A 24,008-nucleotide genomic window follows, 5' to 3' on the forward strand; every position below is an offset into this window, starting at 1 on the left:
AAGGAATCTAAGTCGTATCTTCGCTCAGCGGGTAAAATAATGGTCCTGATGCTTACAGCTACGGCAGAACAGGCTGACATAGTCACTGGCATCATAATCCACCGAAAGCTCCTGTGAACCGCAGTGCATACAACGTTTCTGCGAATAAAATTTCAGGCGCGGTTCAATTTTATGCCATGAGCGCCAGACCGGCTGAAAGAAAATATTCTCATCATAACCCAGGAAGCGATAAAACAGGATTTCACTCATCTTGCTGAAGGCCAGTTGTGGCGGGCGTGGCAGGGTAGAGGTTTCCCATTTTTCCGTGACAGAACGTTCCCGATACTGTTGTAAGGTTTTTTTCAGCAGATTGGTATTAATAAAATTTTCATTGCGTGGCTTAAGCGCTTTTTGCTTATATAGATATTCCAGTGCGGTCTGTACCAGATAATAAATCTGTCCCACTGCCAAGACATCTAAAAGGCGATAGCAAAAGGTCTGAAAGCTCTGATTTCCGGCAATCTGCACATTCCAGCTACGACAGTAAAATTGCGCAAACTGAATGATCTCCTCATATAGCAGACAATACAGGGCATCTTTGACTTCATCTGCACTTTTAAAGGGCACACCTTGACTCAGGTTCTGATAAAACCAGTTGCGTAGTTGCTGGGTAATGCTGAACAGGCTCGGTTCAGAATAGCCATCCAGACGTACATTAATATAATAGTGCTGATTTTCCTGTTGCACATCTTTGGGAATTAAAATCTGTTCTCTGAGCATATTTTTGATCAGACCATGTTGAAACAGATAATTCGGACTGATGGAAAAATAGCGAATATGATGCCAGTCGATATATTCGCGGTGCTGGCTATATTCCTGTACTTGTTCATCTAAAATCGAAAGTAAAAACAGTTTATTGATAAAACTGAGCTGATTGAGCTCAGGAACCGGCCGGTCCTGTTTTTTATGATAGAGACGATTTTCCTGTAAACGGACTTCCTTGAGCATGCGTTTACGCTGGGCCAGACACTGTGCGCAATAACAATTATTTTTTTGATCCGGATGAAGCTGATGCTGGCAATGGCTGCATTCATGGTAACTCATCTCCTGATCATACTGTTCCGCCTCAATCCAATACATCGATGCCTTACATAGCGGGCAGTGGGTGCTTTCATCAAGCTGTTTTTGCAGAACACTGAATACCATGGGCGCGAGCAACTTTAGAATGGACGGGCATTTGATTATACACCGCTGATGCGAGGCAAATGTAGTTGACTGATGCTATTTTACGTCAGCAAAAAATATACGCGCACATGAAAAGAGCTACCGAAGTAGCTCTGATCTTAAAAACATGAAATGACGGGTTTTAGACTGGGCATGGTAAGGTTTCGTCTTGCTGTCCGCGATGTTTGGCGTGAATTAAGGCCTGAACTTTTTTAGAGGGCACTTTCTTGGTACCGAGTGCATCGTAGCTGTTGAGAATGGCAGTCACTTCATGGGCCTGAAGCGGAATACCTTCACAGCTCATCAACAGTGCAATGACTTTATGGTCAATATTGGCCTGATCCAGTGTTTGCAGGGTTTTGATATTTTCCATTCGTACAATATGTTTTTTTAAGTACATGGCTCACCTCATGGCTATCATTATTCTTTAATTTTAAGTGCGGAGAAATACAGCTTCACTCTAGCAAGAAGTATGCTTATTTTTTAATCTGTATTTGTGAAGTATAATTTGGATATCAATATATATCATCAAATCAGATATTTATAAAAATGTAAGAAATTATGATTCTGGCTGTTTATTTGGCATAGATATTTCTTAAGCTTAATCGAATGCTGCGCAATTAGGCAAAATGCATTGAAAGTGGTGCGTACAATGCCCATATTAGAGCGAACAATACAAATGCACAGACAGCGTTTCAAACTTGGCGTATGATTTTGACATGAACAATGTCGAACAAGATAAAGATTAGGACAGGACATGAATATTGCGGCAAACCCGGTGATCGAAGCGGATCAAACCATTTATTTAAAAGACTACCAAAAACCCTCCTTTATCGTCGATTCTATCGAGCTGAATATTCAGGTCTATGCGGATCATACGCTGGTCAGCAGCAAACTGCAGATGCAGCGTCAAACTGCCGGTGATCTGGTCTTGCTCGGACGAGATCTGGAACTGCAATCGATTCAGTTAAATGGTCAACAACTCAATGCCAGTGATTACAACCTGGATGCTGAGCAACTGCTGATTGCCAATACACCTGATCAGGTATTGCTTGAAATCGTGGTGAAAATTCATCCGGAAAGCAATACTATGCTGGAAGGTCTGTATCAGGCCAGTTCAGATCTGTTTGTAACCCAAAATGAGCCAGAAGGTTTCCGTAAAATTACCTTCTATCCAGATCGTCCGGATGTGTTGTCGGTCTTTACCACGCGTGTCGAAGCAGACAAGAAATATCCTGTTTTACTTGCCAATGGTAACCTGCTGGAAACCGGGGAAGTCGATGCCAACCGTCACTATGCCATCTGGCAGGACCCGACCAAAAAGCCAAGTTATTTGTTCGCCTGTGTCATTGGTGACTTGGCGGTGATGAAAGATTCCTATGTCACGTCAGAAGGCCGTAATGTGGCACTGGAAATCTATGCAGAAGAAAAAGATATTCCAAAATGCAAGATTGCCATGGAAGCGCTTAAACATTCCATGCGTTGGGATGAAGAGCATTATGGCCTGCCATATGACCTTGACAATTACATGATCGTGGCCACCAGTGCATTTAATATGGGTGCCATGGAAAACAAAGGTCTGAATATCTTCAATACCTCATGTGTGCTCGCCGATGAAGAATTTACCACTGATGCTGCGATCATGCGGGTACAGTCGGTGATTGCCCATGAATATTTTCATAACTGGACTGGTAACCGGATTACCTGCCGTGACTGGTTCCAGCTCTGCTTGAAAGAAGGCTTGACCGTGTTCCGTGACCAGTCTTTCTCGGAAGATTTACAGTCGGCTGCGGTACAGCGTATTGATGATGTGGCGGTTCTGAAGGCACATCAGTTCCCGGAAGATTCTGGCCCGCTATCCCATCCACCACGCCCGGATCATTTTGTCGAAATTAACAACTTCTATACCGCAACCGTCTATGAAAAAGGGGCGGAAATTAACCGCATGATGGCGACCTTGCTGGGCAAGGAAAAATTCCGCCAAGGTACCGATGAGTATTTCCGCCGTCATGATGGTCAGGCGGTAACGGTGGAAGACTGGGTATCTGCACTCACCGCAGGTTCAGGGGTGGATCTATCCAACTTCCTGACCTGGTATAACCAGCCGGGTACGCCTAAACTTGAAGCAAAAGCTGAATATGATATAGAGACACAAATTTATCGTCTCAGCTTGAAGCAAAGCCTGAAAACCCATGCCAAATATCCGAATCTGAAAGCGGTACCTATTCCAGTGGCTTTGGCGCTGTTTGATGCCGAAACCGGTGAGCAGTTGAAGCTAAACTCTGAAGCACTCTTTGAAAATGGCGTCAAAGATGGGGTGTATCTGTTTGATCAGGAACAAGCCACGATTGAATTTAGTGGGGTAACAGCAAAACCGGTGGTATCCTTGCTGCGTAATTTTTCTGCGCCAGTCAATCTGGACTTTGACTATTCAGAACAAGAATTGGCCTTCCTGCTGCAATATGAGACCAATGGTTTTAACCAGTGGCAAGCCACTCAAACGTTATTAGAGCGTATCTTGCTGGATGATCAGCCTGCGGATATTTATATCGCGGCGATGTTGAATACCTTGCCGGGTGTGATTGAAAAAGATCCGCTGTTGGCATCACGTCTGTTTGATGTGCCGTCTGAAGGTTATTTGGGCAGCCGTATTGATCAGGACTATAATCCGGTCATGATTCAGGAAAAGCGTGAGGCTTTGCTGCATACGCTGGCACGTGCCTTTGGTGAAACAGCCAAAGAGACGTATCTTGATCTGGATCCTGATCTGCAATCTGAATTCTCGCAAGCGATGGGTGTACGTGCTTTAAGAAACATCATGTTGACGATGATCGCCCGTCAGGGAGATGCATCTGCCTTTGATTTGGCTTATGAGCAATATCACACAGGTAATATGTCTGAACGTTTGGGCGCCCTGAAAGTTCTGGTCTGGAACGATGCACCACAAGCAGAAGAAGCTTTGGCAGACTTTTATAGCCGCTTTGAAGACGAAGCTCTGTCTTTAGATCAATGGTTTATGGTGCAGGCAGCGCATCCAAAAGCAACCGATGCAACCATTGCCTATCTGACCCAGCATCCTGATTATGATCTGGCTGTACCAAACCGGATCCGTGCTGTGAGCGGCGGTCTGAATGCCAATCCGGTGAATACCTGGAGCTTTGGTGTGCAGCATTTTATTGGTCTGGCGAAATATCTAGATCAGAAAAACCCAATTGTGGGCTCACGTCTGCTGCAAGTATTGTCACGCTGGTACACCCTTGCTGAGCCGCAACGCAGTGAAGTCAAGGCGCAACTTGAAGTATTGAAGCCACTGGTCAAATCTAAAAATGTGTCTGAGACATTAAATAGTATGCTAAGTATATAAAATTCAGTCTCTATCAAAAAACCGGATCATCAAGATCCGGTTTTTTATCTGTTTTGATTTTAAATGGCCGGTTTAGATACATTTGAAATACGCTGATGCACTATGTGGCAACCAAAGCGTGTACAGTATTGCTATACGGACAAGAGTACTGATTTATTAAGCTGTAAGCAGGGTAAAAGGATCTTAGAGATCCACTTACTGGAGGTCATTTAAGATATGTTAGTGAAAATTGAAGATGGTTTTTATTTAAATAGCCAGCATATTATTGCCGTACATGTCAGCAAGAATCCTGAAAATGGCTTACTTGAAATCTCGATTCAATATACACCTCATTCTGTTCAGCAGGTCGGGGAATACAAGAAAGTATTTCAAAGCCAGCTTGATGCAGAAATCTTCTTGAGTGAGCTGAATCAAAAGCTTCGCTAAAAGCCTGCTCAGCTCAGGCTTTCATCAATACCTGTTATTGTCTGACCACCAGTACTGGAATATCAGAAAGTGCCAGCACATTTTGCGCCACACTGCCCAGCATGAGTTTTTGCAAACCTTTACGGCCATGTGAACCCATAATAATGACATCAGTCGGTGATTCATTTGCAGCCTGTAAGATTCCTTCTGAAGGTGCCATACCATGCAGGATTTTTGTCGTGACCTGTATGCCTTCACGAACAAAGCTCTGTTTCAGGTCATTTAAGCGATCAAGCGCATTTTGTTCTGCATGCATAAAGTAATCTGTGACTGCTGGAGCAACTTTATAAAAATCTACGCCCTTAAAAGGGTCAACCGCAATGACACTGAGTAAGGTGACATGGCTATGAAATACTTTGGCCAGTTCGAGGGCATGTTCTGCGGCAGCATAGGAAATCGAGGACTCATCGAGTGCTACGAGAAGATGATCATAATTATTCATGGTGCTTCCTGATATTTATTATTGCAGTAAGGAGAATAGGGGTTAGGTGGGTGAATCTCCATAACGTACGGTTTGGTTTGAAATCAAATATAGAAAACCGAGTAATGCGCACCTTGAAGATGCGCAAAGCTTTGATTATTTTTTCACGATCAGAACCGGAATTTCACTGGCACCTAAAACATCCTGTGCAAAGCTGCCCAGAATCATTTTCTGGAAGCCTTTACGGCCATGAGAACCCATAACAATCAGATCTGCTTTTACTTCATCAGCAGTTTTGGCAATGTGTTCGGCATTGACCAGACCTGTGACGATCCGTGACTGAGCTTCAATACCTTCAGTCGCTGCAATCGCAGTGGCTTCTTTCAGGGCATTTTTGGCATTGGCATGCGCCTGTACAAAATATTCCTTCATGATAGATGAGCTGTAATAGAAATCAGCTTCAGTAAAAGGATCTTCTGCAATCAGGCTGATCAGGGAAAGCTGGCCACCAAATGCTTTGGCAATTTTTGCAGCATGTCGTACTGCGGAAAAAGAAATTTCTGAGCCGTCTACCGGAACTAAAATATGCTGATAGGCCATGATTTTTTTACTCCAAATGTTTATTGTTCGCTTCTGATTCATTGATAGCACAGTGACTCTACAGGTGCAATTGCAAAACCTAAAAAAATGAAAAAACTCATTAAATTACAACTATTATTCACATAAAACTGTAAAGAAATGGGCAAATAAATCCGAGCAAAAAACTGGGGATTTTCACCTCTGCTGCCAGAACGAACTGGATTAAGTTTTTGGTTTTTGAGCATTTCAGTTAAACTGCCTGCGCTTGATTTTTGTCAATATAGGGAAATTGAAATTGTGAGATATATCGCGGTAAATCTTGTGCTGGTCAGCTCGATGATGTTAGCGGGCTGTCAGAATACCGTACAAAATAGCAGGCTAATTGCCAGTGCCTTCAATATGACCACGGGCCTACAACAAAAAGTGATGGATCGTTATGCTCCTGAAACTGTTCGGGTACAGAACAATATCGTGTACCAGCCGCTACAGGATTTAAGCTTCGATCTATATCAACCGCAGAATATTCAGAATCTAGGCCCGAGACCGACCATTGTCTGGATTCATGGCGGTGGCTGGATTTCAGGTTCCAAGGCACATGCCCGCGGCTATTTTAAGCTATTGGCAGCGCAAGGCTATAACGTGATTTCTGTACAATATCAGTTTGCGCCTCAGGCGACTTATCCGAGTCAACTTCAGCAAATTAATCAGGCGTTGGCATTTATCAACACGCATGCCGAGAACTACCACATTGATGCAGCACAACTGTATTTAGCCGGAGATTCTGCCGGTGCCAATCTGGCCAGTCATTATGCCGCATTGTTGACCAATCCAGAGTTTTCACAACAATCCAATTTCAGTCCAAATATTCAGCCAATGCAGCTCAAAGGCTTGATTTTGCATTGTGGTATTTACGATCTACAGGCCTTTGTGCAAAAAGCACCGGATGAAATCAAAATGGTCGAATGGGGCGTTTATAATCTGGTACAGGCTTATACGGGCGAGCAGAAAGATGATGTCGAATTTTTAAAGCAGATTTCCCCGATCCAGCATATTTCAAATGCTTATCCGCCGGTGTTCATCAGTGGCGGTAATAAAGACTTTCTGACCGATACTCAGTCCTTACCTTTTGTAGAGACACTCAAGGCCCGGAATATTGCAGTGACCGAGGTATTTTATCCGGAATCTAAGGCCTGGCTGATTCATGAATACCAGTTTTTTATGGGCAAAAAAGAGAGTCAGCAAACCTTTATTCGCACCCTTGATTTTCTGCACCAGCATTCATTGTAAAATAAGCATTATTTAAAGTTTAATTTTCTATTTTAATTGGCTTGTTATTCAAAGCATGAATACTGAAATTTTGGAGATGGAAAAATGAATCCTGTATCGTGGGCCTACCTGTTACTGGCACTGGCGATTGTCGCCGAAGTCACAGGCTCTACATTTTTAGTAAAATCTGAAGGCTTTAGCAAATTATGGCCGTCTTTGGCAGTCGTGGTTTTATTCTGTATGGCTTTGTTGCATAAAGGTTTGAAAGGCTGAACTCCTCTAAGTAATCCAAATTTAAGAGACAACTTGGGTATGCGGGCGACCTAATTCTGTGAATTTATTCAAGACTGCCATGCGTGCATGGATCTCATTCACCTGACTTGGAAAACTCCGCGCTGTTAATTTATCGCCTAATAATTTGATGCAATGCATCTTGGTTTCAACCAAACTTCGACGGTGATAACCAGACCACTTTTTCCAAAGCGATCTGCCTAGCCGTTTGACTGTCTTTAATAATTCGTTCCGCTCTATAGACCTCGCTTGCTGATCCTTCCAAGGCTTTGCATTCTTTCTAGGTGGAATGATCGCATGTGCATCTCGATCTAAAATGACTTGTCGGCAGTGCTTTGTGTCATAAGCACCATCTGTATAAACAGAATCAATTGGTTCATCCAAGGGAATTTGAGCAAGTAAATCTTCGAGTACTTGAGAATCACTGACATTATTTGTGGTGAGTTGTACTGCACGTATTTGCAGGGTTTTAGCATCTATAGCAATGTGAAGCTTACGCCATTGGCGACGATATTCAGCCCCATGTTTCTTGCGTTTCCATTCACCTTCACCAAGAAACTTCGAACCAGTAGAGTCTACGAGTAGATGCAGTCCATCACTACTTTTTTGATAGCTAATCGCAATATCAATATGCTTTTGTCTACGACAAAGGGTGGAATAATCCGGAGCTGTCCAATCTAATCCAGAGAGTTTAATCAGACTTTGAACAAAACCTGTGACCATACGTAAAGAGAGTCGGAATAGTAATTTGATCATTAAGCAGCATTGAATCGCTGTATCGGAGTAGGTTTGATTTCGACCTTGCTTGCCTTGTGATTGTGCATACCACTGAGTCTTTGGACCAAACCAAATGGAAATATTACCTCGGTTAATTAAGGCTCGGTTATAGGATGATCAATTGGTTGTACGGTAGATTTTAGAGGCAGGCTTATTCATTTTGAAATTATATTGCTGAATAAGCCTTCCATGCTGGCTTTATGCAACAAAGCCATTCTGTATTGCATTTTATTTATTGTCGCAAGTGATTAAAGTCATTCCATTGGGAATCGCTTATGCCATCTGGGCCGGTGTGGGAATTGTTCTGACTGCAATTGTGGGTTATGTACTTTTCAAGCAGACGCTCGATGTGCCTGCACTTATTGGCATTGCACTGATTATTTCCGGTGTACTCGTCATCAACCTTTTTTCCCAGACCGCAGGACATTCATAAAAGGCAGACATGATCGCTGCTCTTATTTGTCATTTTATTCTAATGATCAGTCATCAATTTTAAGTGACTTGAGGCTTGAGCTTAAATAGAAAATGAACCATTAATCCCAGTAATAGGCCCCAAAAGGCTGAACCAATCCCGAAAAACTGAATATTGGATGCGCTGAATAAAAAGGTCATCAGTGCCGCTTCACGTTCATGGCTTTGCTGAAAAGCCAGCGCGATGTTATGCCCAATGGTGCCGAATAAGGCAATTCCGGCCAGAATAGTAATCAGGATTGCTGGAAATGCCATCAGGACACTGGTCAAGGTCGCTGCAAATAGTCCCATCAAAATATAAAACAGCCCACAACTCATGCCTGCAATATAGCGTTTCTGTGGGTCGGGATGAGCTTGAGTATCCAGACTCACTGCCGCACTGATCGCAGCAAGATTGACACTAAAGCAGCCAAAAGGTGCCAGTATCGCCTGACTTATACCGGTCCAGCCTAAAATACCGTTTACCTTGGGTGGATAGCCATAGCTTTTAATTACTGCCAGTCCGGGTAGATATTGCGAAGCCAGATTGATCACCAACAGTGGTAAAGCCAGCCCTAGAACAGCTTGTAGACTAAATTCAGGTTGGATCCAGACCGGCTGGGCCATACTCCAGTTTAAACTCGGGATTGTAAAATCGATAAAGAAAGGGCAGAGCGCAATTGCGGTAAATACGGTAATCACGATGCTATAGCGTGTGCTGATTTTTTTTGAGATCAGATAAATGGCCAGGACACTGAGTACAAATTTCCAGGACTGTTGCAGGCTACCAAATACTGAAATACCAAATTTTAGCAATACTCCAGCCAGCATGGCACTGGTTAAACTTTGTGGAATAAAATGAAAAATACGCTCAAAAATTCCTAAGAATCCCAGCGCAGCAGTCAACAGTCCACAAATCAGAAACGCACCAATCGCTTCACCGAGGCTGTAATGACCCGCAGACGCAATGATCAAAGCTAGTCCCGCCGTTGACCAGGCAGTAGAAACAGGATACTGATATTTCCAGGACAGCCACACACCAGAGATACCTATGCCGATTCCCAGTGCCCATAACCAGGAACTGATTTGTGCCGCATTGGCGCCTAAGCTTTGTGCAGCTTCAATCACCAGTACAGCAGAAACACTAATGCCAATCAGGCAGGTAATCAGGCCGGCAATGACCGCAGTAAGAGACAGATCTTGTAATAGTTTTGGCATCGTCCATGACACAATTTTAAAAAGCGTTTAAATCATACGCTTTTCACGTATTTAGACAATATCTGTTTCAAGCTTTTATAAGGTAGAGCTGGCTAGCTTCATCCCAAAACCACAGAATAAAATGCCGACTATGGCCACACAACTGGCTGTCAGTTTGTAATGCTGGTTGAAATAGGAGGCCAGTTTTACCCCTGAGAAAATCAGAATGGACAGATAGGTCATGCTAATCAATTGCAAGATCAAAGCCAATAGAATGAAAGTCAATGCCGGATAAGGATAGCGAGGATCAACAAATTGCACAAAAAATGACAGATAAAACAGAATCGCTTTTGGATTTAAAATACTGATGGTCAATGCAGTACGAAATGGCTGAATAGACGAAGCTTTAGCATCAGCCGCATTCATCTGCGGAATCGTCACTTTTTCTGTTGGACGAATGGTTTTATAGGCGGCAATTAATAACTTCATCCCCAGATAACTCAGGTAGATGGCGCCGATAATCTTCAAAGTAATAAACAGGATTGGAAAAGCATGCAATAAAGATGCAGCCCCCAAAGCAGTACATAAAATCAGAATCATGTCACCGGTATACACTCCCAGAGCACCTAAATAACCTGTCTTGATACCAAAACGTGAGGCAATGGACATGACATAAAGGGAATTGGGGCCGGGCAAGAGCACAATTAAGGTGGTACCAATGATAAAGGTACTGAGATCTGTAATACCAAACACGAAGAATTCGCACAAGAAAAAGCCGATGCGGCATTATAGCAACATCGGCTGGTAAAATTTCTAAGATTTTAGCTTAGCTTTCAACGGGATTGAGAAAGGTTTGACCTAATAGCGCAGCCAGTTGCTCACGCGCTTTGATGAAACCCTGAATACCGCCTTGTAACAGTTCACTGGCCATTTGATCCTGCTTCAGCTGTTCCAGAAATGCTGCCTGACTGATCGGACTCAGTTCACCCTGCACAGTAATAGCTGTCGCTGAAAGTTGCGGCTGAACTTTACGTTGATCATGGTTCAGTTCTGCCAGTAGATTTGGTGCAACGGTAAGAAGGTCACAACCGCTCAAGCCCAAGACCTGATCGATACTGCGGAAGCTGGCGCCCATAATTTCGGTTTGAATGCCATGGGCTTTATAAAACTCATAAATACTTTTAACCGATAACACGCCAGGATCTTTTTCGATTGGATAAGCATCCACACCTTCAGCCTTCTTGTACCAGTCCAGAATCCGGCCAACAAAAGGTGAAATTAAAGTAACTTTGGCATCAGCGCAGGCATGGGCCTGATGCTGGCCAAATAACAGGGTCAGGTTGGTATGAATGCCTTCTTCTTCTAAGGTTCTTGCGGCCTGAATGCCTTCCCAGGTTGATGCAATCTTGATCAGGATGCGATCGGAGTCAATCCCATACTGCGCATATAGTGCCAGTAACTCTTTGGCTTTTGCGATGGTGGCAGCAGTATCAAAAGACAGGGAAGCATCGACTTCAGTCGAAACACGCCCTTCAATTAATTTCAAGATTTCAACGCCGAATTTGACGGTCAAAATATCAATGGTACGTTCAATTAGGGCATCATCCGCATAGCCTTCCTGCTGCGCCTGCTGATAGGCCGCTTCAATCAGGGCCTTGTTCTCAACTTGACTGGCCGCTGCTGTAATCAGTGATGGATTGGTGGTTGCATCCAGAGGACGAAATTTTTCAATTGCGCTCAAGTCACTGCTATCCGCCACAATTGTGGTCAAGTTTTTTAATTGGTCTAATGCGGTTAATGTCATTACGATCTAGTTCTATGGTTATTGCTTATGCATACTTTTATATCATAAACCCTGTATTTACCAAGTAGACTGAAGTGGTGTTTCTGTGATTATTTGCTACTTTTACGCTGATTTCGCAGATGATTAATCAAAAAATGAGCAGCTGTGCCCAAGTTGCTTTCCCGACTCCAGACCAGATCGATAAAATATTCAAACTTTGGGGTGAAATCGAGCAGATTCAGCACTTGCAGATTTTGCTGTAAATTCGGCTGTTTTTTTAGCATTTCCTGCGGGAGAACACCCCAACCCAAACCCTGTTGAATCATGCTACAGGCAGAATGATGATTGTCAGTGCGCCAGTAATGACGGGAATATAATAATTCAGGTTTAATATTACGGTCACGGCTCGCCACCACAATTTGACGGCTATTTAGAATTTGTTCAAAGCTGACCTGATCGTATTGACTCAGTACATGCTGCTTGGCTGCGACAGGAATCAAGACTTCACGCTTTAATTCCACAAACTGTTCACGTGCATCGAGTTGTTCCCGCTCAAACATTAATGCCAGTTGTGCGCTACCATCCAAGAGCATCTGTTGCGCATCTTCCTGAGGTGCACCAAAGACATTAATCTGAAGCTCGGGAAATTGCTGTTCCACCAGAACGACATAATCAGTCCAGCGCGTATGCAGTAATTCAGAAACGATGACGATATTCAGTTCAGACTCCAGGCCTGAACTTAGGGCAAGCGCATGCTGTTTCCACTGATTCATTTCGATTAACAGCTGTTCTGTTCTTTCATACAGTGTCTGTGCCTGCTCCGTTGGCACAGGTTCACGCCCAATACGCTGGAACAGTTGCAGATTCAGATCAATTTCTAAATTCGCAATTGACATGCTAATGGCAGAGGGAACTTTTCCCAATTTTCGTGCAGCTGCAGAGAATGAACCGGTTTCCATCACAGTTTTAAATACAGTGAGTTGTTCCTGATTAATATTCATGTAATCTTATCTATCAATTTTATTGAAATATTCTAACTCGATTAATCAGTTTAAAGAACATAATATGCGCGATTATTGATAAAAAACCGAGTAATGAAAATGTTGATTTCCAAAAGACGACTTGTGCATGCGCTTAGCTATGAAGTCATCCTGTTGGTGATCATTGCGATAGCTTTGAGTCTTATTTTTAATATGCCGCTAGAAGTCACAGGTGCACTGGGAATTGTGATGGCCGTGACCTCTGTCATCTGGAATATGCTGTTTAATCATTATTTCGAAAAATTTGAAGCGAAACGTCAACTGAAACGAACGATTCGAGTGCGTATTTTACATGCGATTGGCTTTGAAGGTGGTTTAATGCTCGCCACCATTCCAATGGTGGCCTATGCGATGAACATGGGACTATGGCAGGCGATTGTGCTCGATTTTAGCCTGACCTTGTGTATTCTGGTATATACCTTCATTTTTCAGTGGTGTTATGATTCGATAGAAGAAATGCTTGGATATCAGCCTGAGCATCGAAAAATATAATAAGAAAAGCATAGAAAAAAATAAAGCACAGCTAATGTTACTTGTGCTTTATGTGGGGAATCTAGTAAACAGCAGTATTTCTTTGACACATAGCACACTTATTCGACTTTGTATTCATCTTAAACCCCTTTATAAGAGCAGAAGTTTTTATGCATTTGCATCTAAGGGGAATTATGAAGTTAAAATATAGCTTGTTGAGTTTAAGCATTGCCTTACTCATGACTGCTTGTGGCGGTGGTGGTGGTGAGAATGACAGCCATGCATCTAAGCCTGGGTCAGGTACGGTTGGCTCTAATCCATCAACAGGAAATAATGCTCAATTTACCAAAATTTCAGAATTTAAAGTCTTGGATGTGGGTTCGGAACTTACTGCTCAAGATTTCGGTTTAAGTACATGGAATCCTACAGCCCTGGTACGAACTGGTGATGTATTGTATATCGCCAATAGCCAATCAGAATCAAAAATTTTACGTTATGATTTAAAACAAAAACGTGCGCTGAGTGCAATTGACCCATTAAAAATTGAAGGCTTAGCAAAAAAATGGGACAGTCTTGCAGATATCGAAATCCATGCAGAACGCTTATATGTGGCCAGTTATGGTTCTAACCGTGTCGATATTCTAGATATTTCACAGCCTCAACCGAGCTTTGTGATGGCGCTAGGAACTGGCGTTTGGTGGGGCGATACAGTGAACCATGCTTTAGTTCACAGTAATGCTGTTACCGCAGATGACCGCTATATCTATGTCCCCGATATCGAAGGTCGTATTAATGTCTGGCGTCAAAGCGATGCTATTGCACAAAACCATTTAAAAGCGAAAAAGTTTGCTCGGCTCAGTCTTCCTGATTGTGGTCGTAACTGTAATGCACGTATGGAAGTCATGCGAGATCATCTGTATACCAGCCTTCCAAACGGTAAAACTTATGTGCATGACATTAACCAAATTCGTGAAAATGACACTCACATTGCACCTATTTTGACAGAGTCAAATCTTGCGACCCTTTTACACCGTCATGATGACGGTACTGTGTATACCGCAAGGAATGATGGTTCGATAGCAACATATCCTACTCAGGAATTTGGCTTAAAATCAATTCTGCCAAAGCACAATATCGACCAATTCAAAAAATATATCCTGAAAGGGCAAGCTGAAAGCAGTCATATCGAAAGAGCAGGTGATGTTGCGGTGTATGGCCAACAGTTGATTCATTTGTCTAATCAAAGGGTTAAGCTCTTGCCAATGGTCACATTACAGCAAAATAAGACCAAACAGCTGAGTTCTGCATTATTGTTGACTGAATCTAAAGCACAAAATCAAACACTTGTATTGCAAGATGGTGAATCTTGGGAGGCGCTGACCAATAGTGCTGAACGTCATGTGTATATGAATCGGATTTTATCGGCAGAGCTGAGTAGCAACGCTTTAACGCTTAAAAGTTATAGCGCTGTTCCTGTTCGAAATTTACAAATTCGCGCCAAAATCCGTCATTCAGATGATTGGGTTATACTTGCAGATTTAGATGAGCTTACGCCATTTTCCACTGCAAAATTTAATATTAAATTGAATGATCAATCCCGCTTCCCGCTTGCAGATGGCAGTGGTTCAATTCAGTTGGCAGGTTTAAGTCAGACCACGCTGATACCAAGTGATATTTTCGATTTACATGTGACTTCTGAAACAGACGAGCATGTGAAAAAGCTCAATAAAATTCAGGCAAAATGGAAAATCTATTTTGGTAAATATGACGAACCAGGCAAATGGTGTCGAGTAACGCCTGTCTATGCGCGTGAATGGGTCATCATGATGACGAACTTAGCATACATGCTCAGTACCCCTGAATTTGAAAACCTCTGGTTTAATCATAAAGCAGTGATGGGCCATGATTTCTTTGGTAATGCAGGTCAAGTCGATGGGCCAAACGGTATTTATATGCCTGAAGACTATGTTCGTATCTACAAAGAGATTTTAAATCGTAACGAGATTAATCTTGGTATTACCAATATGGGTGGTGGTCTTGGTGGCGGTACCGTGCTGGGTGTCGATACTTGGCTATTCTATGGTCACTATCGTTTATCAGGTTTTCGTATTATTGCGCATGAATTGGGACATCATTGGGGGGGACATAATAGCGCATGGGCGATGTCATCACATGGCTTCGAGCCGATGGTGGATTGGTTGAACTTCTACTTCCAGCGCCGTCCTGGTTCACTGCCTTATATGGATCCAAATGTTAACGCATTCCACCTCACTCCCGATGCAGCGCTATGCCAGGGGGTTAATCAAAACATTGTGAGGGGGGTAGCATCAACAGCACCTTGGAATAAAGTTGACGAATACTTTAAAAATAATCCAATGCCAATACAGTAGGTAAAAGGTATAAAAAAAGCTCCTCAATCGAGGAGCTTTTTTGAATCAAGGTAGCAGCTTATTTTTCAATAATCGCTGTAACACCCTGACCACCGGCAGCACAGATCGATACCAGTACACGACCTGAACCTTTTTGAGCAATCAGTTTGGCTGCCGTCGCAATAATACGACCACCAGTTGCTGCAAAGGGATGACCGGCTGCAAGTGATGAGCCTTTCACGTTCAGTTTTGCACGGTCAATTGAACCGAGTGGCGCATCCAGACCTAAACGCTCTTTACAGAATGCTGGATCTTCCCATGCCTTTAAAGTAGACAGCACTTGAGAAGCAAATGCTTCATGAATTTCATAATAGTCGAAGTCCTGAAGTTTTAGGCCCGCACGTTCCAGCATGCGAGGAACAGCATAAGCAGGTGCCATCAATAAACCTTCTTTCTTCTCGACGAAATCAACTGCTGCAGTTTCCTGAAAAGTCAGATAAGCCAAAACTTCATGACCATTGGCTTTTGCCCATTCTTCAGACGCTAGCAGAATGCAAGAAGCACCATCTGTCAGTGGGGTAGAGTTACCCGCAGTCATGGTACGCGCATCGCCCTTACCAAATGCAGGTTTAAGCTTCGCCAGTTTCTCCACTGAAGAATCAGCACGCAGGTTATTGTCACGCTCTAAACCCAGGAATGGCGTGATCAGATCATCAAAGAAACCTTCTTCATAAGCTGCTGCCATTTTCTGGTGTGAAGATGCAGCAAGTTCATCTTGCGCTTCACGGGAAATACCCCATTCTAGTGTGGTAATCGCCTGATGATCACCCATAGACAAGCCAGTACGTGGCTCACCATTTTTAGGTGCGTCCATCAATTCTTTGATATTAATTTTGGTCAAGGCTTTTAAACGGTCTTTGGCAGTTTTGGCAATGTTCAATTCAAGCAGCGCTTTACGTAAACCGTCACCAAATGCAATGGGCGCATCAGAGGTGGTATCTACACCACCGGCAATTCCTACTTCAATTTGGCCCAGTGCAATTTTGTTTGCCACTAAAAATGCAGCTTGTAAACCCGTACCACACGCCTGCTGGATATCATAAGCTGGGGTTTCTGGTGCCAGTGCCGTATCCAGAACACATTCACGAGTCAGGTTAAAGTCACGGCTATGCTTCAGGACAGCACCTGCAACCACTTCACCGACACGTTGACCTTGCAGATTAAAGCGCTCTACCAGACCATTTAATGCTGCGGTCAGCATGTCCGAGTTAGAGGCAGTAAAATAGGCACCATTCGAACGTGCAAATGGAATACGGTTGCCACCAAGAATAGCAACGCGGCGAACTGTGTTTTGGCTCATATTATTATCCTGTTGAACAGAAGGCTGTGTTTTTGAAACTGAATCTGTTTGAGTTGATGTCGTCTGACTGCTACTGCTCGCTGTACGACGGGTACGCGGAGTTTTAGCCGGACTTTTAGCTGCAGCAGCGGCTGTATCCGTGTTTTTAGTGCTACGCTTAGCACGCGTTGATGATTTTGACACAGCTGGAGATGCGGAATTCTCGACTGCTGGATTTTCTTGAGTTGTTTTGCTCATAAGGCTTTTCCAAGCAAATTGATCGTCTTCTTGTGGCTTACATTAGCATAGATGAGTATATGCTGTATTGACTACAATGACATTGCAGACTGCGCTCAGGTCAAGTCATCTGCCAGATATCTCAAGTATGATTGGGTAGAATCTGGTAGATCTATTGCAATATAAGTATCTGGCATTATATTGAAGTTAAAGGATAACTTTAGATCGATCAAAAATTAATTTGTATGAGAGATAATAAACATGACTGATCAGTACCAAACTTTCGCAAAATCTCCTATTGGTAAATTTGTCATTAAAAATCTGGGCCTGCCATCCCCAATTTCCCTAGACCGTTTCGAGTCTTCAACGCCAGTGGTAAAAGGCGCTGTGTTATTCGGTGCTGCACCTGCGAGTGTATTGACCGGTTCCATTGCTCAGGTGCTGGCAAATATTCATGCCAATAGCTATGCAGGCAATAATGCGGAACTGCAACAGGCAGCGGCGAAATCGGGTCTGAACCTGAATGCATTTAATACTGGCGATAAAGAATCCAGGTTTAAAGTGGTTATTTTTGATGCTTCTGGTATTGAAAATTCAGAGCAGTTGAAATCACTTTATGAATTCTTTAATCCGATTGCGCGTCAGATTCAAAGTTCTGGTCGTGTGGTCGTGATCGGCACAACACCTGAATCTGCAAAATCTGTGAGTCAGGCCATTGCACAACGTGCGCTCGAAGGTTTTGTCAAATCTGTGGGCAAAGAATTTAAAAAGGGTATTGCAGCCAACCTGATTTATGTCGATGCAGGTGCCGAAGCCAATCTTGAGTCTGTGCTACGTTTTGCAATTTCTCCACGCTCTGCCTATGTGTCTGGTCAGGTTATTCGTGTATCGGCAGCAGCACAAGTAGACTTGGACTGGAGTAAGCCACTGGCAGGAAAAACGGCAGTAGTAACTGGAGCAAGCCGTGGTATTGGTGAGGCGATTGCTCATGTGCTGGCACGTGATGGCGCACATGTGATTTGTCTGGATGTCCCACAACAGCAGGCGGATCTGGATCGTGTCGCTGGTGAAATTGGCGGCTCTACACTAGCGATTGACATTACTGCAGCCGATGCGGGTGAGAAAATCAAACAGGCGGCAGCGGCGCAGGGTGGTCTGGATATTATCGTGCATAATGCCGGGATTACCCGCGACAAGACTTTGGCCAATATGAAGCCTGAGCTTTGGGATCTGGTCATTAACATCAACCTGTCAGCAATTGAACGCGTCAATGATTACTTGCTCTGCAACGATGGTCTAAATGCAAATGGCCGTATTATCTGTGTATCTTCTATTTCAGGTATTGCAGGTAATCTGGGTCAAACCAACTATGCAGCCTCTAAAGCAGGTGTAATTGGTGTGGTGAAATTCACAGCACCGACATTAAAAAATGGTATAACCATTAATGCTGTGGCACCGGGTTTTATTGAAACGCAAATGACAGCAGCAATTCCATTTGCCATCCGTGAAGCTGGACGCCGTATGAACTCCATGAGTCAGGGTGGTCATCCTGCTGATGTGGCAGAAGCGATTGCGATGTTTGCCTCGACTGCCTCTTCAGGTTTGAATGGCAATGTGGTGCGTGTGTGTGGTCAGAGCTTGTTAGGGGCTTAATTTAGAATCCCCCTAAATCCCTCTTTGCAAAAGAGGGGACTACTCCTCCCTTTGTTAAAGGGAGGTTGGGAGGGATTTATTTAAAAAGATATTCTTCCTTCTTTTAAAAAGAAGGACGTCATAAAGATAAATATTCCAAAGGTTCAGTATGAATACTCGCCATTTTAGTCAACTTCCAAAACCTTATTTAGCCTATCCAAAAGTGATTCAGGGCTTGATTTTTAAAAAGCTAAAAGCTGAAAAAGTTCTACCGCAAGTTGAATATGTGGTGGATTCATTCAAGGTCGATCAAAAGCATCTGAAAGCCTATAATGAAGTTTGTGGTTTTAAAAATAATGGCTATATTCCAGCCATTTATCTAACAGTTCTTTCACAAAGCCTGCAAATGCATATGATGACGGCTGAAGCTTTTCCTTTTCCGGTTCTCGGTCTGGTGCATATCCGCAATCAGGTCAAACAGTATCGTAAAATCGGAGTCAATGAATCTCTCACATTGTCTTGCAAGTTTGGTGAATTGCAGCCGCACGATAAAGGTGTACAGTTTGATTTCATCACCACAGTAAAAGTCGGTGATGAAGTGGTGGTGGAAGCCTTGACCACTTATCTGTCCCGTCAAAAGAGTAAAGGCAAAGCTGCAGCCAAAATCGTCGAAAACAAGACACCCGATTATGAGCTGAATGCTGAATGGGAAATTCTAGAAAATACGGGTCGCCGTTATGCCATGACATCCGGCGACTTTAACCTGATTCATATTCATGCCCTAATGGCTAAGGCATTCGGATTTAAACAGGCGATTGCGCATGGTATGTGGACCAAGGCTAAAGCTTTGTCCAGCCTGGCATTGCCCGATGCCTATGAAGCAGATGTCTGGTTTAAACTGCCCTTATATCTGCCTTCCAAAGTGCAATTCTTAACCGCGAAAGCAGCTAATGATACGGAAATCCTGATTCGTAATAGCAAAAATCAGAAGCCGCATGTCACAGGAACTGTGACCGCAATTTAAAGTACGATAAAAGCCTGAACCTGATTTAGGCTTTTTTGTTTTTAAGAAATCAATATTCTATGGATAGAATGATGCAGCCACTCAAAGATTATTTATTTGCGGATACAGCCCATTACCAAGGAACGGTAAATGAAAATTTCCGTGACCTTGCCCGTCAGTTTAGTCGCCTACAGCATGCTCGCACAGAGCAGGGTGGTGCGGCACTTGTTGTCTATTTTCAGGGACAAAAAGTCGTCGATATTTATACCGGGAAAAAATCGGAATCTGAGGCTTGGCAAACCGATACCATGTCGCTGTGTTATTCGACGGGCAAAGGTGTGCTGGCGACACTGGCACATATTCTGGCCAGTCAGGGCCTGGTTGATTATGACCAGCCTGTTGCAGAATATTGGCCTGAATTTGCGCAAAACGGTAAAGAAAATATTACTCTGGCGCATATGCTGAGTCATCAAAGCGGATTGTTTGATATCCGTAATATCATTGCCGACGCCACTGAAATGGCCGACTGGCCGCAGATGCTAGACCGAATTGCCGCGGCTGAACCACGTTTTCAAGTTGCAACAGATGCGGCCTATCAACCGCTGACCTTTGGCTGGCAGGTCGGTGGTGCATTAGAAAAAGCGACAGCTAAAACTTTAACTGAACTGATGCAGGCATATCTGGTTCAGCCTTTGATGTTGAATGGTGCTTATTTCAGTGTGCCGACCAATGAATTAGCTCGGGTAGCACTGCCGATTTTTAAAGCTAAAGCAGCCAAGTCTCAATCGCAGCCTGCGAAAAAAACAGGATCAAGAAAACCGAATCTGATGGAGCGGGCTTTGATTTGGAGTGGACAAGATCCGCAGGATTTTCAGGATGCGATGATTCCCAAAGGAATGAGGAATTTCAGTTTCTTTAGTGAGCAAGGCCTGCAAGCAATCATTCCATCCGCCAATGGAGTATTTACCGCAGAGAGTCTGGCAAAAATTTATGCCATGCTGGCCAATCGCGGCGAATGGCAAGGACAGCAATTGATCTCGCCTGAAGTTTTTCAGCGTCTCAGTCAGATTCAATGCAAAAAACGCGATCGAGTCATGCCTTTGCCGATGCACTGGCGATTGGGTTATCATCGGGTGCTTACTTTAGGTAAAGCTTCGCAAGGTTTTGGTCATATGGGCTTTAATGGTTCGGGAGCCTGGTGTGACCCTGAGCGCAATTTAAGTTTTGCCTATACCCATAATTTCCCGACAGGTTCATTGACCGGAGATTATCGTCTGTGGGGTTTGACACAGGAAACCTTACGCTGTGCTGATGCCGTCCTGACTGGACGTAAAGGTTGGCGCTAAATATCCCTGATTGGGGAGTTTAGTAAAGTCCTTAAAATATGTTATTTTGGCGTGACTCCCAGTCTGTGGTATGAAGTGATGAAAAAAGTGCTGATGATTCCTCTGGTCGCAAGCAGTGCCTTGTTTGGCTGTCAGGATCAAAACCAATCGACCGCAAATACTGCTATTGAGGCTAAAGCTCAGATTCCTGCCTGGGTCGGGAATTATCAGGGCACCACACCCTGTATGGGATGTTTTTCAAGTTGTGACGATTGTCCGGGTATGGCTGTTGCTTTGAGCTTGCATGACGATCGGACTTTTACGTTATCACGTGAAAGCTTGAGTGGGCATAACCCGGTTGAAACCATTACTGGGCCGATTCGTTTTCAGGATGATACGCAACAAAAGATTGAACTGCTGAATGTTAATACCCGCAATCTGGTTTATGTGGATCTGAAAAAGCAGGTTCTGGAAATTCGTGAAGATCAAACAGGCAAACGCTACCAGATGCAAAGTGACTTTATCCTGTTTGAATCGGTCTGATTTTAAGAAAATATATGTTTTATATCCCTTTTTCAATGATTTTGATCAAGGGATTTTTATTGTTTATAAACCGGCATTCATTTCACTATTTACTAAAAAAACAGTATGCTTAGACCTGTAAAAAGGAGCATACATGTATCAAGTACTTGCGCGAAAATACCGTCCTCGTAATTTTAATGAATTGGTGGGGCAAAACCATGTTTCACGTGCTTTAACCAGCGCGCTCGAACGTGGCCGTTTGCACCATGCCTATTTGTTTACAGGAACGCGTGGTGTCGGAAAAACCACGATTGCACGTATTTTGGCGAAGTGCTTGAACTGTGAGACCGGTATCACCTCGACACCGTGTGAAGTCTGTGCGACTTGTAGCGCCGTCAACGAAGGACGCTTTATCGATTTGATCGAAATCGATGCGGCCTCACGCACCAAGGTTGAAGATACTCGCGAGCTGCTCGACAATGTGCCTTATGCACCGACTCAAGGTCGTTTTAAAGTTTACCTGATTGATGAAGTGCACATGCTGTCCACGCATTCTTTCAATGCTTTATTAAAGACTCTGGAAGAGCCACCTGCGCACGTCAAGTTCCTGTTTGCTACGACCGACCCACAAAAGCTGCCAATTACAGTAATTTCACGCTGTTTGCAGTTTACTTTGCGCCCATTGGCTGTTGATGAAATTACCGAGCATCTGGCCCAGATTTTAGGCCAAGAAAGTATTCAGTCGGATCAGGATGCCATCTGGCAAATTGCCGAATCTGCTCAAGGTTCTTTGCGTGATGCCTTGTCTCTGACCGATCAGGCGATTGCCTATGGTCAGGGTGCGATTCAGCATCAGGATGTCAAAGACATGCTGGGCTTGATTGACCGGACCATTATTTATGATCTGATTCTGGCGATTCACCAGAACCAGAAAGCACAGGTCAGTCAGTTGTTGCTGCAATTCCGTCAGCAGGCTTTGGATGTGTCACTGGTTTTAGATCAGTTAATTTCGACTTTGCATGAACTGGCTTTATTACAATATCTGCCTGATTTAAGTCTGAAATATAGTGCTGAAATCAATCAAAAGATCATGCAATTATCCGGTCTGATTTCGGCTCAGGATTTACAACTGTATTATCAAGTTGCTTGTAAGGGACGCGCTGATTTACAGTTGGCTGTGACTCAGGAACAAGGTTTTGAGATGACGGTGCTACGCTTATTGGCATTCCGACCCTTACAGCCAAGCGAGGTTCCAGTCGTTCATGAAGCCGCAACTCAACCAATAGCAGCTTCTCCTACACGTCTACAACAGCCCGTTCAGACACAATTGCAGTCTGAAACAGTCACAGCAAAAACATTTGAAGCGGAACCAGTGTTTGATGATTTCTCTCTGGACGATGAGACGGATGAGGAAGCTTATACGCCATCAATGCCTGAACCATCTTCAGATGATTTTCTCCATGAAGAAAAGTCCACTAATGATCATGCACCTGAGCCTGTTCAACAGGGAGTAATTCAGACAGCGATTGAGGAAGTACAGTCTAGTGATCAGATCGTTTTTGATCCAAATGACGACAAAGGCCTGTTTGGTTTTGATGAAATCGAGAGTAGCGTAGAAGCACCGGCGACAAGCAGCAGCTCGGATGATTTCCTGCTTGAAGAGTTTATTCCTGTAGATGCTGTTACTCATGTCGAAGCAGCACAAGAAATATCTGCTGATGAGGAATTTAGTCTTGCCTCACCGGAATTGGAACTTTCACAGGAAACGATTGCTCAGCCTGTGATTGAAGAAGTCGCTCCGATTCAGACTGCGCTACCGGATGACATTTCCCAAGATTTAAATACGCAGAATCTGATGCCACAGGATATTTTAAAAATCCCTGAGCAAATGTTAGAGGGTGAGTGGAGCGTCGAAAAATGGGAATACTGGTTCCGTAACAGCCAGCTTTCTCCAGCAGTGCAGGAACTGGCACAGTATGGTGTCATGAGCGGACAGATTAATGGCCAATCCGTTTTTCATATCCCTGAGCAATACCAGCAACTTTTGACACAACTGCAACATACTCTGGAAGCTGCTTTACAACAGCAGTGGCCGCAAACTCATTTCCAGGTGAAATTTGAAAGTGTGGACCAGCTAACACCCTATACCATGCAGCATCAGCGGAAGGCTCGTGCCTTTAAACGCGCTGAAGAGCTGTTACATACAGAACCTGTGGTACGCGATCTGTTACAAGAGTTCGATGGCGAACTGCAAAATATTCAGCTGAAATAGAC

19 protein-coding genes and 3 pseudogenes are annotated in these 24,008 nt (G+C 43.7%); 12 read left to right on the plus strand and 10 right to left on the minus strand.

Annotated features, from left to right (window positions below; genetic code table 11):
- Nucleotides 1-24: 24 nt before the first annotated feature.
- Nucleotides 25-1,185, minus strand: a complete 1,161-nt coding sequence (locus tag FTU90_RS08535; RefSeq protein WP_035337723.1) for a hypothetical protein — start codon at nt 1,183-1,185, stop codon at nt 25-27.
- Between the two features lie 160 nt (nt 1,186-1,345).
- Complete coding sequence (locus FTU90_RS08540; protein ID WP_005097289.1) at nt 1,346-1,603, minus strand: hypothetical protein; 258 nt, start codon at nt 1,601-1,603, stop codon at nt 1,346-1,348.
- 357 nt (nt 1,604-1,960) lie between these two features.
- Between FTU90_RS08540 and pepN the strand changes: the two genes are divergently transcribed.
- Nucleotides 1,961-4,567: an aminopeptidase N gene (gene pepN / locus FTU90_RS08545; RefSeq protein WP_180072324.1), complete on the plus strand. Its 2,607-nt coding sequence runs from the start codon at nt 1,961-1,963 to the stop codon at nt 4,565-4,567.
- Nucleotides 4,568-4,783: 216 nt separating this feature from the next.
- On the plus strand, nt 4,784-4,993 hold the full coding sequence (locus FTU90_RS08550; protein ID WP_005097285.1) for a hypothetical protein: 210 nt from the start codon (nt 4,784-4,786) through the stop codon (nt 4,991-4,993).
- 34 nt (nt 4,994-5,027) lie between these two features.
- Here FTU90_RS08550 and FTU90_RS08555 read toward each other — a convergent pair whose 3' ends face one another.
- Nucleotides 5,028-5,474, minus strand: coding sequence for a universal stress protein (locus FTU90_RS08555; RefSeq protein ID WP_005097283.1), 447 nt, complete (start codon nt 5,472-5,474; stop codon nt 5,028-5,030).
- A 135-nt stretch (nt 5,475-5,609) separates the two neighbouring features.
- Nucleotides 5,610-6,053, minus strand: a complete 444-nt coding sequence (locus tag FTU90_RS08560) for a universal stress protein (protein WP_005170452.1) — start codon at nt 6,051-6,053, stop codon at nt 5,610-5,612.
- A 315-nt stretch (nt 6,054-6,368) separates the two neighbouring features.
- Here FTU90_RS08560 and FTU90_RS08565 point away from each other — a divergent pair, with 315 nt between their 5' ends.
- The gene (locus FTU90_RS08565; RefSeq protein ID WP_218945081.1) at nt 6,369-7,319 is read left to right on the plus strand and encodes an alpha/beta hydrolase; all 951 of its coding nucleotides are present in this window, start codon (nt 6,369-6,371) and stop codon (nt 7,317-7,319) included.
- A gap of 84 nt (nt 7,320-7,403) precedes the next feature.
- Nucleotides 7,404-7,544 (plus strand): annotated as a pseudogene (locus FTU90_RS08570) (SMR family transporter); the annotation flags it as partial.
- A 48-nt stretch (nt 7,545-7,592) separates the two neighbouring features.
- Here the strand turns inward: FTU90_RS08570 and FTU90_RS08575 are convergent.
- Nucleotides 7,593-8,525: pseudogene (locus FTU90_RS08575) on the minus strand (IS5 family transposase).
- Between the two features lie 55 nt (nt 8,526-8,580).
- Here FTU90_RS08575 and FTU90_RS08580 point away from each other — a divergent pair.
- Nucleotides 8,581-8,799: pseudogene (locus tag FTU90_RS08580) on the plus strand (SMR family transporter); the annotation flags it as partial.
- 59 nt (nt 8,800-8,858) lie between these two features.
- Here FTU90_RS08580 and FTU90_RS08585 read toward each other — a convergent pair.
- From FTU90_RS08585 to FTU90_RS08600, 4 genes are all read right to left on the minus strand, one after another.
- Complete coding sequence (locus tag FTU90_RS08585) at nt 8,859-10,034, minus strand: benzoate/H(+) symporter BenE family transporter (RefSeq protein WP_100355360.1); 1,176 nt, start codon at nt 10,032-10,034, stop codon at nt 8,859-8,861.
- Nucleotides 10,035-10,109: 75 nt separating this feature from the next.
- A complete protein-coding gene (gene leuE, locus FTU90_RS08590; RefSeq protein ID WP_005097277.1) occupies nt 10,110-10,766 on the minus strand; it encodes a leucine efflux protein LeuE in 657 nt (218 codons plus the stop codon).
- Between the two features lie 73 nt (nt 10,767-10,839).
- Nucleotides 10,840-11,817, minus strand: a complete 978-nt coding sequence (gene tal, locus FTU90_RS08595) for a transaldolase (RefSeq protein WP_005170457.1) — start codon at nt 11,815-11,817, stop codon at nt 10,840-10,842.
- 89 nt (nt 11,818-11,906) lie between these two features.
- Entirely contained in the window at nt 11,907-12,797 is an 891-nt protein-coding gene (locus FTU90_RS08600; protein WP_005170459.1) for a LysR family transcriptional regulator, read from the minus strand.
- Nucleotides 12,798-12,896: 99 nt separating this feature from the next.
- On the opposite strand from FTU90_RS08600, the gene aceI reads away from it, so the two are divergent.
- A complete protein-coding gene (aceI, locus tag FTU90_RS08605; RefSeq protein WP_005170461.1) occupies nt 12,897-13,328 on the plus strand; it encodes a chlorhexidine efflux PACE transporter AceI in 432 nt (143 codons plus the stop codon).
- A 173-nt stretch (nt 13,329-13,501) separates the two neighbouring features.
- Nucleotides 13,502-15,697: a beta-propeller fold lactonase family protein gene (locus FTU90_RS08610; RefSeq protein ID WP_180072328.1), complete on the plus strand. Its 2,196-nt coding sequence runs from the start codon at nt 13,502-13,504 to the stop codon at nt 15,695-15,697.
- A 58-nt stretch (nt 15,698-15,755) separates the two neighbouring features.
- On the opposite strand, the gene FTU90_RS08615 is transcribed toward FTU90_RS08610, so the two are convergent.
- Nucleotides 15,756-17,273 (minus strand): acetyl-CoA C-acetyltransferase, encoded by a 1,518-nt coding sequence (locus FTU90_RS08615; RefSeq protein ID WP_180072330.1) that lies wholly within the window; start codon nt 17,271-17,273, stop codon nt 15,756-15,758.
- A 240-nt stretch (nt 17,274-17,513) separates the two neighbouring features.
- Between FTU90_RS08615 and FTU90_RS08620 the strand changes: the two genes are divergently transcribed.
- The 5 genes from FTU90_RS08620 to dnaX all read left to right on the plus strand — a co-directional run bounded on the left by FTU90_RS08620 (nt 17,514) and on the right by dnaX (nt 24,006).
- Complete coding sequence (locus tag FTU90_RS08620) at nt 17,514-18,905, plus strand: 3-oxoacyl-ACP reductase (protein ID WP_180072332.1); 1,392 nt, start codon at nt 17,514-17,516, stop codon at nt 18,903-18,905.
- Nucleotides 18,906-19,053: 148 nt separating this feature from the next.
- The gene (locus FTU90_RS08625) at nt 19,054-19,908 is read left to right on the plus strand and encodes a MaoC/PaaZ C-terminal domain-containing protein (RefSeq protein WP_180072334.1); all 855 of its coding nucleotides are present in this window, start codon (nt 19,054-19,056) and stop codon (nt 19,906-19,908) included.
- Between the two features lie 71 nt (nt 19,909-19,979).
- The gene (locus FTU90_RS08630) at nt 19,980-21,233 is read left to right on the plus strand and encodes a serine hydrolase (protein WP_005097266.1); all 1,254 of its coding nucleotides are present in this window, start codon (nt 19,980-19,982) and stop codon (nt 21,231-21,233) included.
- Between the two features lie 78 nt (nt 21,234-21,311).
- Nucleotides 21,312-21,755 carry a copper resistance protein NlpE N-terminal domain-containing protein gene (locus FTU90_RS08635; protein WP_180072348.1) on the plus strand — a complete coding sequence of 148 codons (444 nt, stop codon included), beginning with the start codon at nt 21,312-21,314 and terminating at the stop codon, nt 21,753-21,755.
- 133 nt (nt 21,756-21,888) lie between these two features.
- Nucleotides 21,889-24,006 (plus strand): DNA polymerase III subunit gamma/tau, encoded by a 2,118-nt coding sequence (dnaX, locus tag FTU90_RS08640; protein ID WP_180072336.1) that lies wholly within the window; start codon nt 21,889-21,891, stop codon nt 24,004-24,006.
- Nucleotides 24,007-24,008 lie beyond the last annotated feature (2 nt).

Origin of the sequence: Acinetobacter sp. YH12200, assembly GCF_013418175.1 — a bacterium.
GTDB lineage: Bacteria > Pseudomonadota > Gammaproteobacteria > Pseudomonadales > Moraxellaceae > Acinetobacter > Acinetobacter pseudolwoffii.

What these genes read in the sequence shown, in the direction of transcription:
- FTU90_RS08535 (WP_035337723.1), bottom strand. Translation starts at nt 1,185, where the DNA reads ATGGTATTCAGTGTTCTGCAAAAACAGCTTGATGAAAGCACCCACTGC.
- FTU90_RS08540 (WP_005097289.1), bottom strand. Translation starts at nt 1,603, where the DNA reads ATGTACTTAAAAAAACATATTGTACGAATGGAAAATATCAAAACCCTG.
- pepN (WP_180072324.1), top strand. Translation starts at nt 1,961, where the DNA reads ATGAATATTGCGGCAAACCCGGTGATCGAAGCGGATCAAACCATTTAT.
- FTU90_RS08550 (WP_005097285.1), top strand. Translation starts at nt 4,784, where the DNA reads ATGTTAGTGAAAATTGAAGATGGTTTTTATTTAAATAGCCAGCATATT.
- FTU90_RS08555 (WP_005097283.1), bottom strand. Translation starts at nt 5,474, where the DNA reads ATGAATAATTATGATCATCTTCTCGTAGCACTCGATGAGTCCTCGATT.
- FTU90_RS08560 (WP_005170452.1), bottom strand. Translation starts at nt 6,053, where the DNA reads ATGGCCTATCAGCATATTTTAGTTCCGGTAGACGGCTCAGAAATTTCT.
- FTU90_RS08565 (WP_218945081.1), top strand. Translation starts at nt 6,369, where the DNA reads ATGATGTTAGCGGGCTGTCAGAATACCGTACAAAATAGCAGGCTAATT.
- FTU90_RS08585 (WP_100355360.1), bottom strand. Translation starts at nt 10,034, where the DNA reads ATGCCAAAACTATTACAAGATCTGTCTCTTACTGCGGTCATTGCCGGC.
- tal (WP_005170457.1), bottom strand. Translation starts at nt 11,817, where the DNA reads ATGACATTAACCGCATTAGACCAATTAAAAAACTTGACCACAATTGTG.
- FTU90_RS08600 (WP_005170459.1), bottom strand. Translation starts at nt 12,797, where the DNA reads ATGAATATTAATCAGGAACAACTCACTGTATTTAAAACTGTGATGGAA.
- aceI (WP_005170461.1), top strand. Translation starts at nt 12,897, where the DNA reads ATGTTGATTTCCAAAAGACGACTTGTGCATGCGCTTAGCTATGAAGTC.
- FTU90_RS08610 (WP_180072328.1), top strand. Translation starts at nt 13,502, where the DNA reads ATGAAGTTAAAATATAGCTTGTTGAGTTTAAGCATTGCCTTACTCATG.
- FTU90_RS08615 (WP_180072330.1), bottom strand. Translation starts at nt 17,273, where the DNA reads ATGAGCAAAACAACTCAAGAAAATCCAGCAGTCGAGAATTCCGCATCT.
- FTU90_RS08620 (WP_180072332.1), top strand. Translation starts at nt 17,514, where the DNA reads ATGACTGATCAGTACCAAACTTTCGCAAAATCTCCTATTGGTAAATTT.
- FTU90_RS08625 (WP_180072334.1), top strand. Translation starts at nt 19,054, where the DNA reads ATGAATACTCGCCATTTTAGTCAACTTCCAAAACCTTATTTAGCCTAT.
- FTU90_RS08630 (WP_005097266.1), top strand. Translation starts at nt 19,980, where the DNA reads ATGCAGCCACTCAAAGATTATTTATTTGCGGATACAGCCCATTACCAA.
- FTU90_RS08635 (WP_180072348.1), top strand. Translation starts at nt 21,312, where the DNA reads ATGAAAAAAGTGCTGATGATTCCTCTGGTCGCAAGCAGTGCCTTGTTT.
- dnaX (WP_180072336.1), top strand. Translation starts at nt 21,889, where the DNA reads ATGTATCAAGTACTTGCGCGAAAATACCGTCCTCGTAATTTTAATGAA.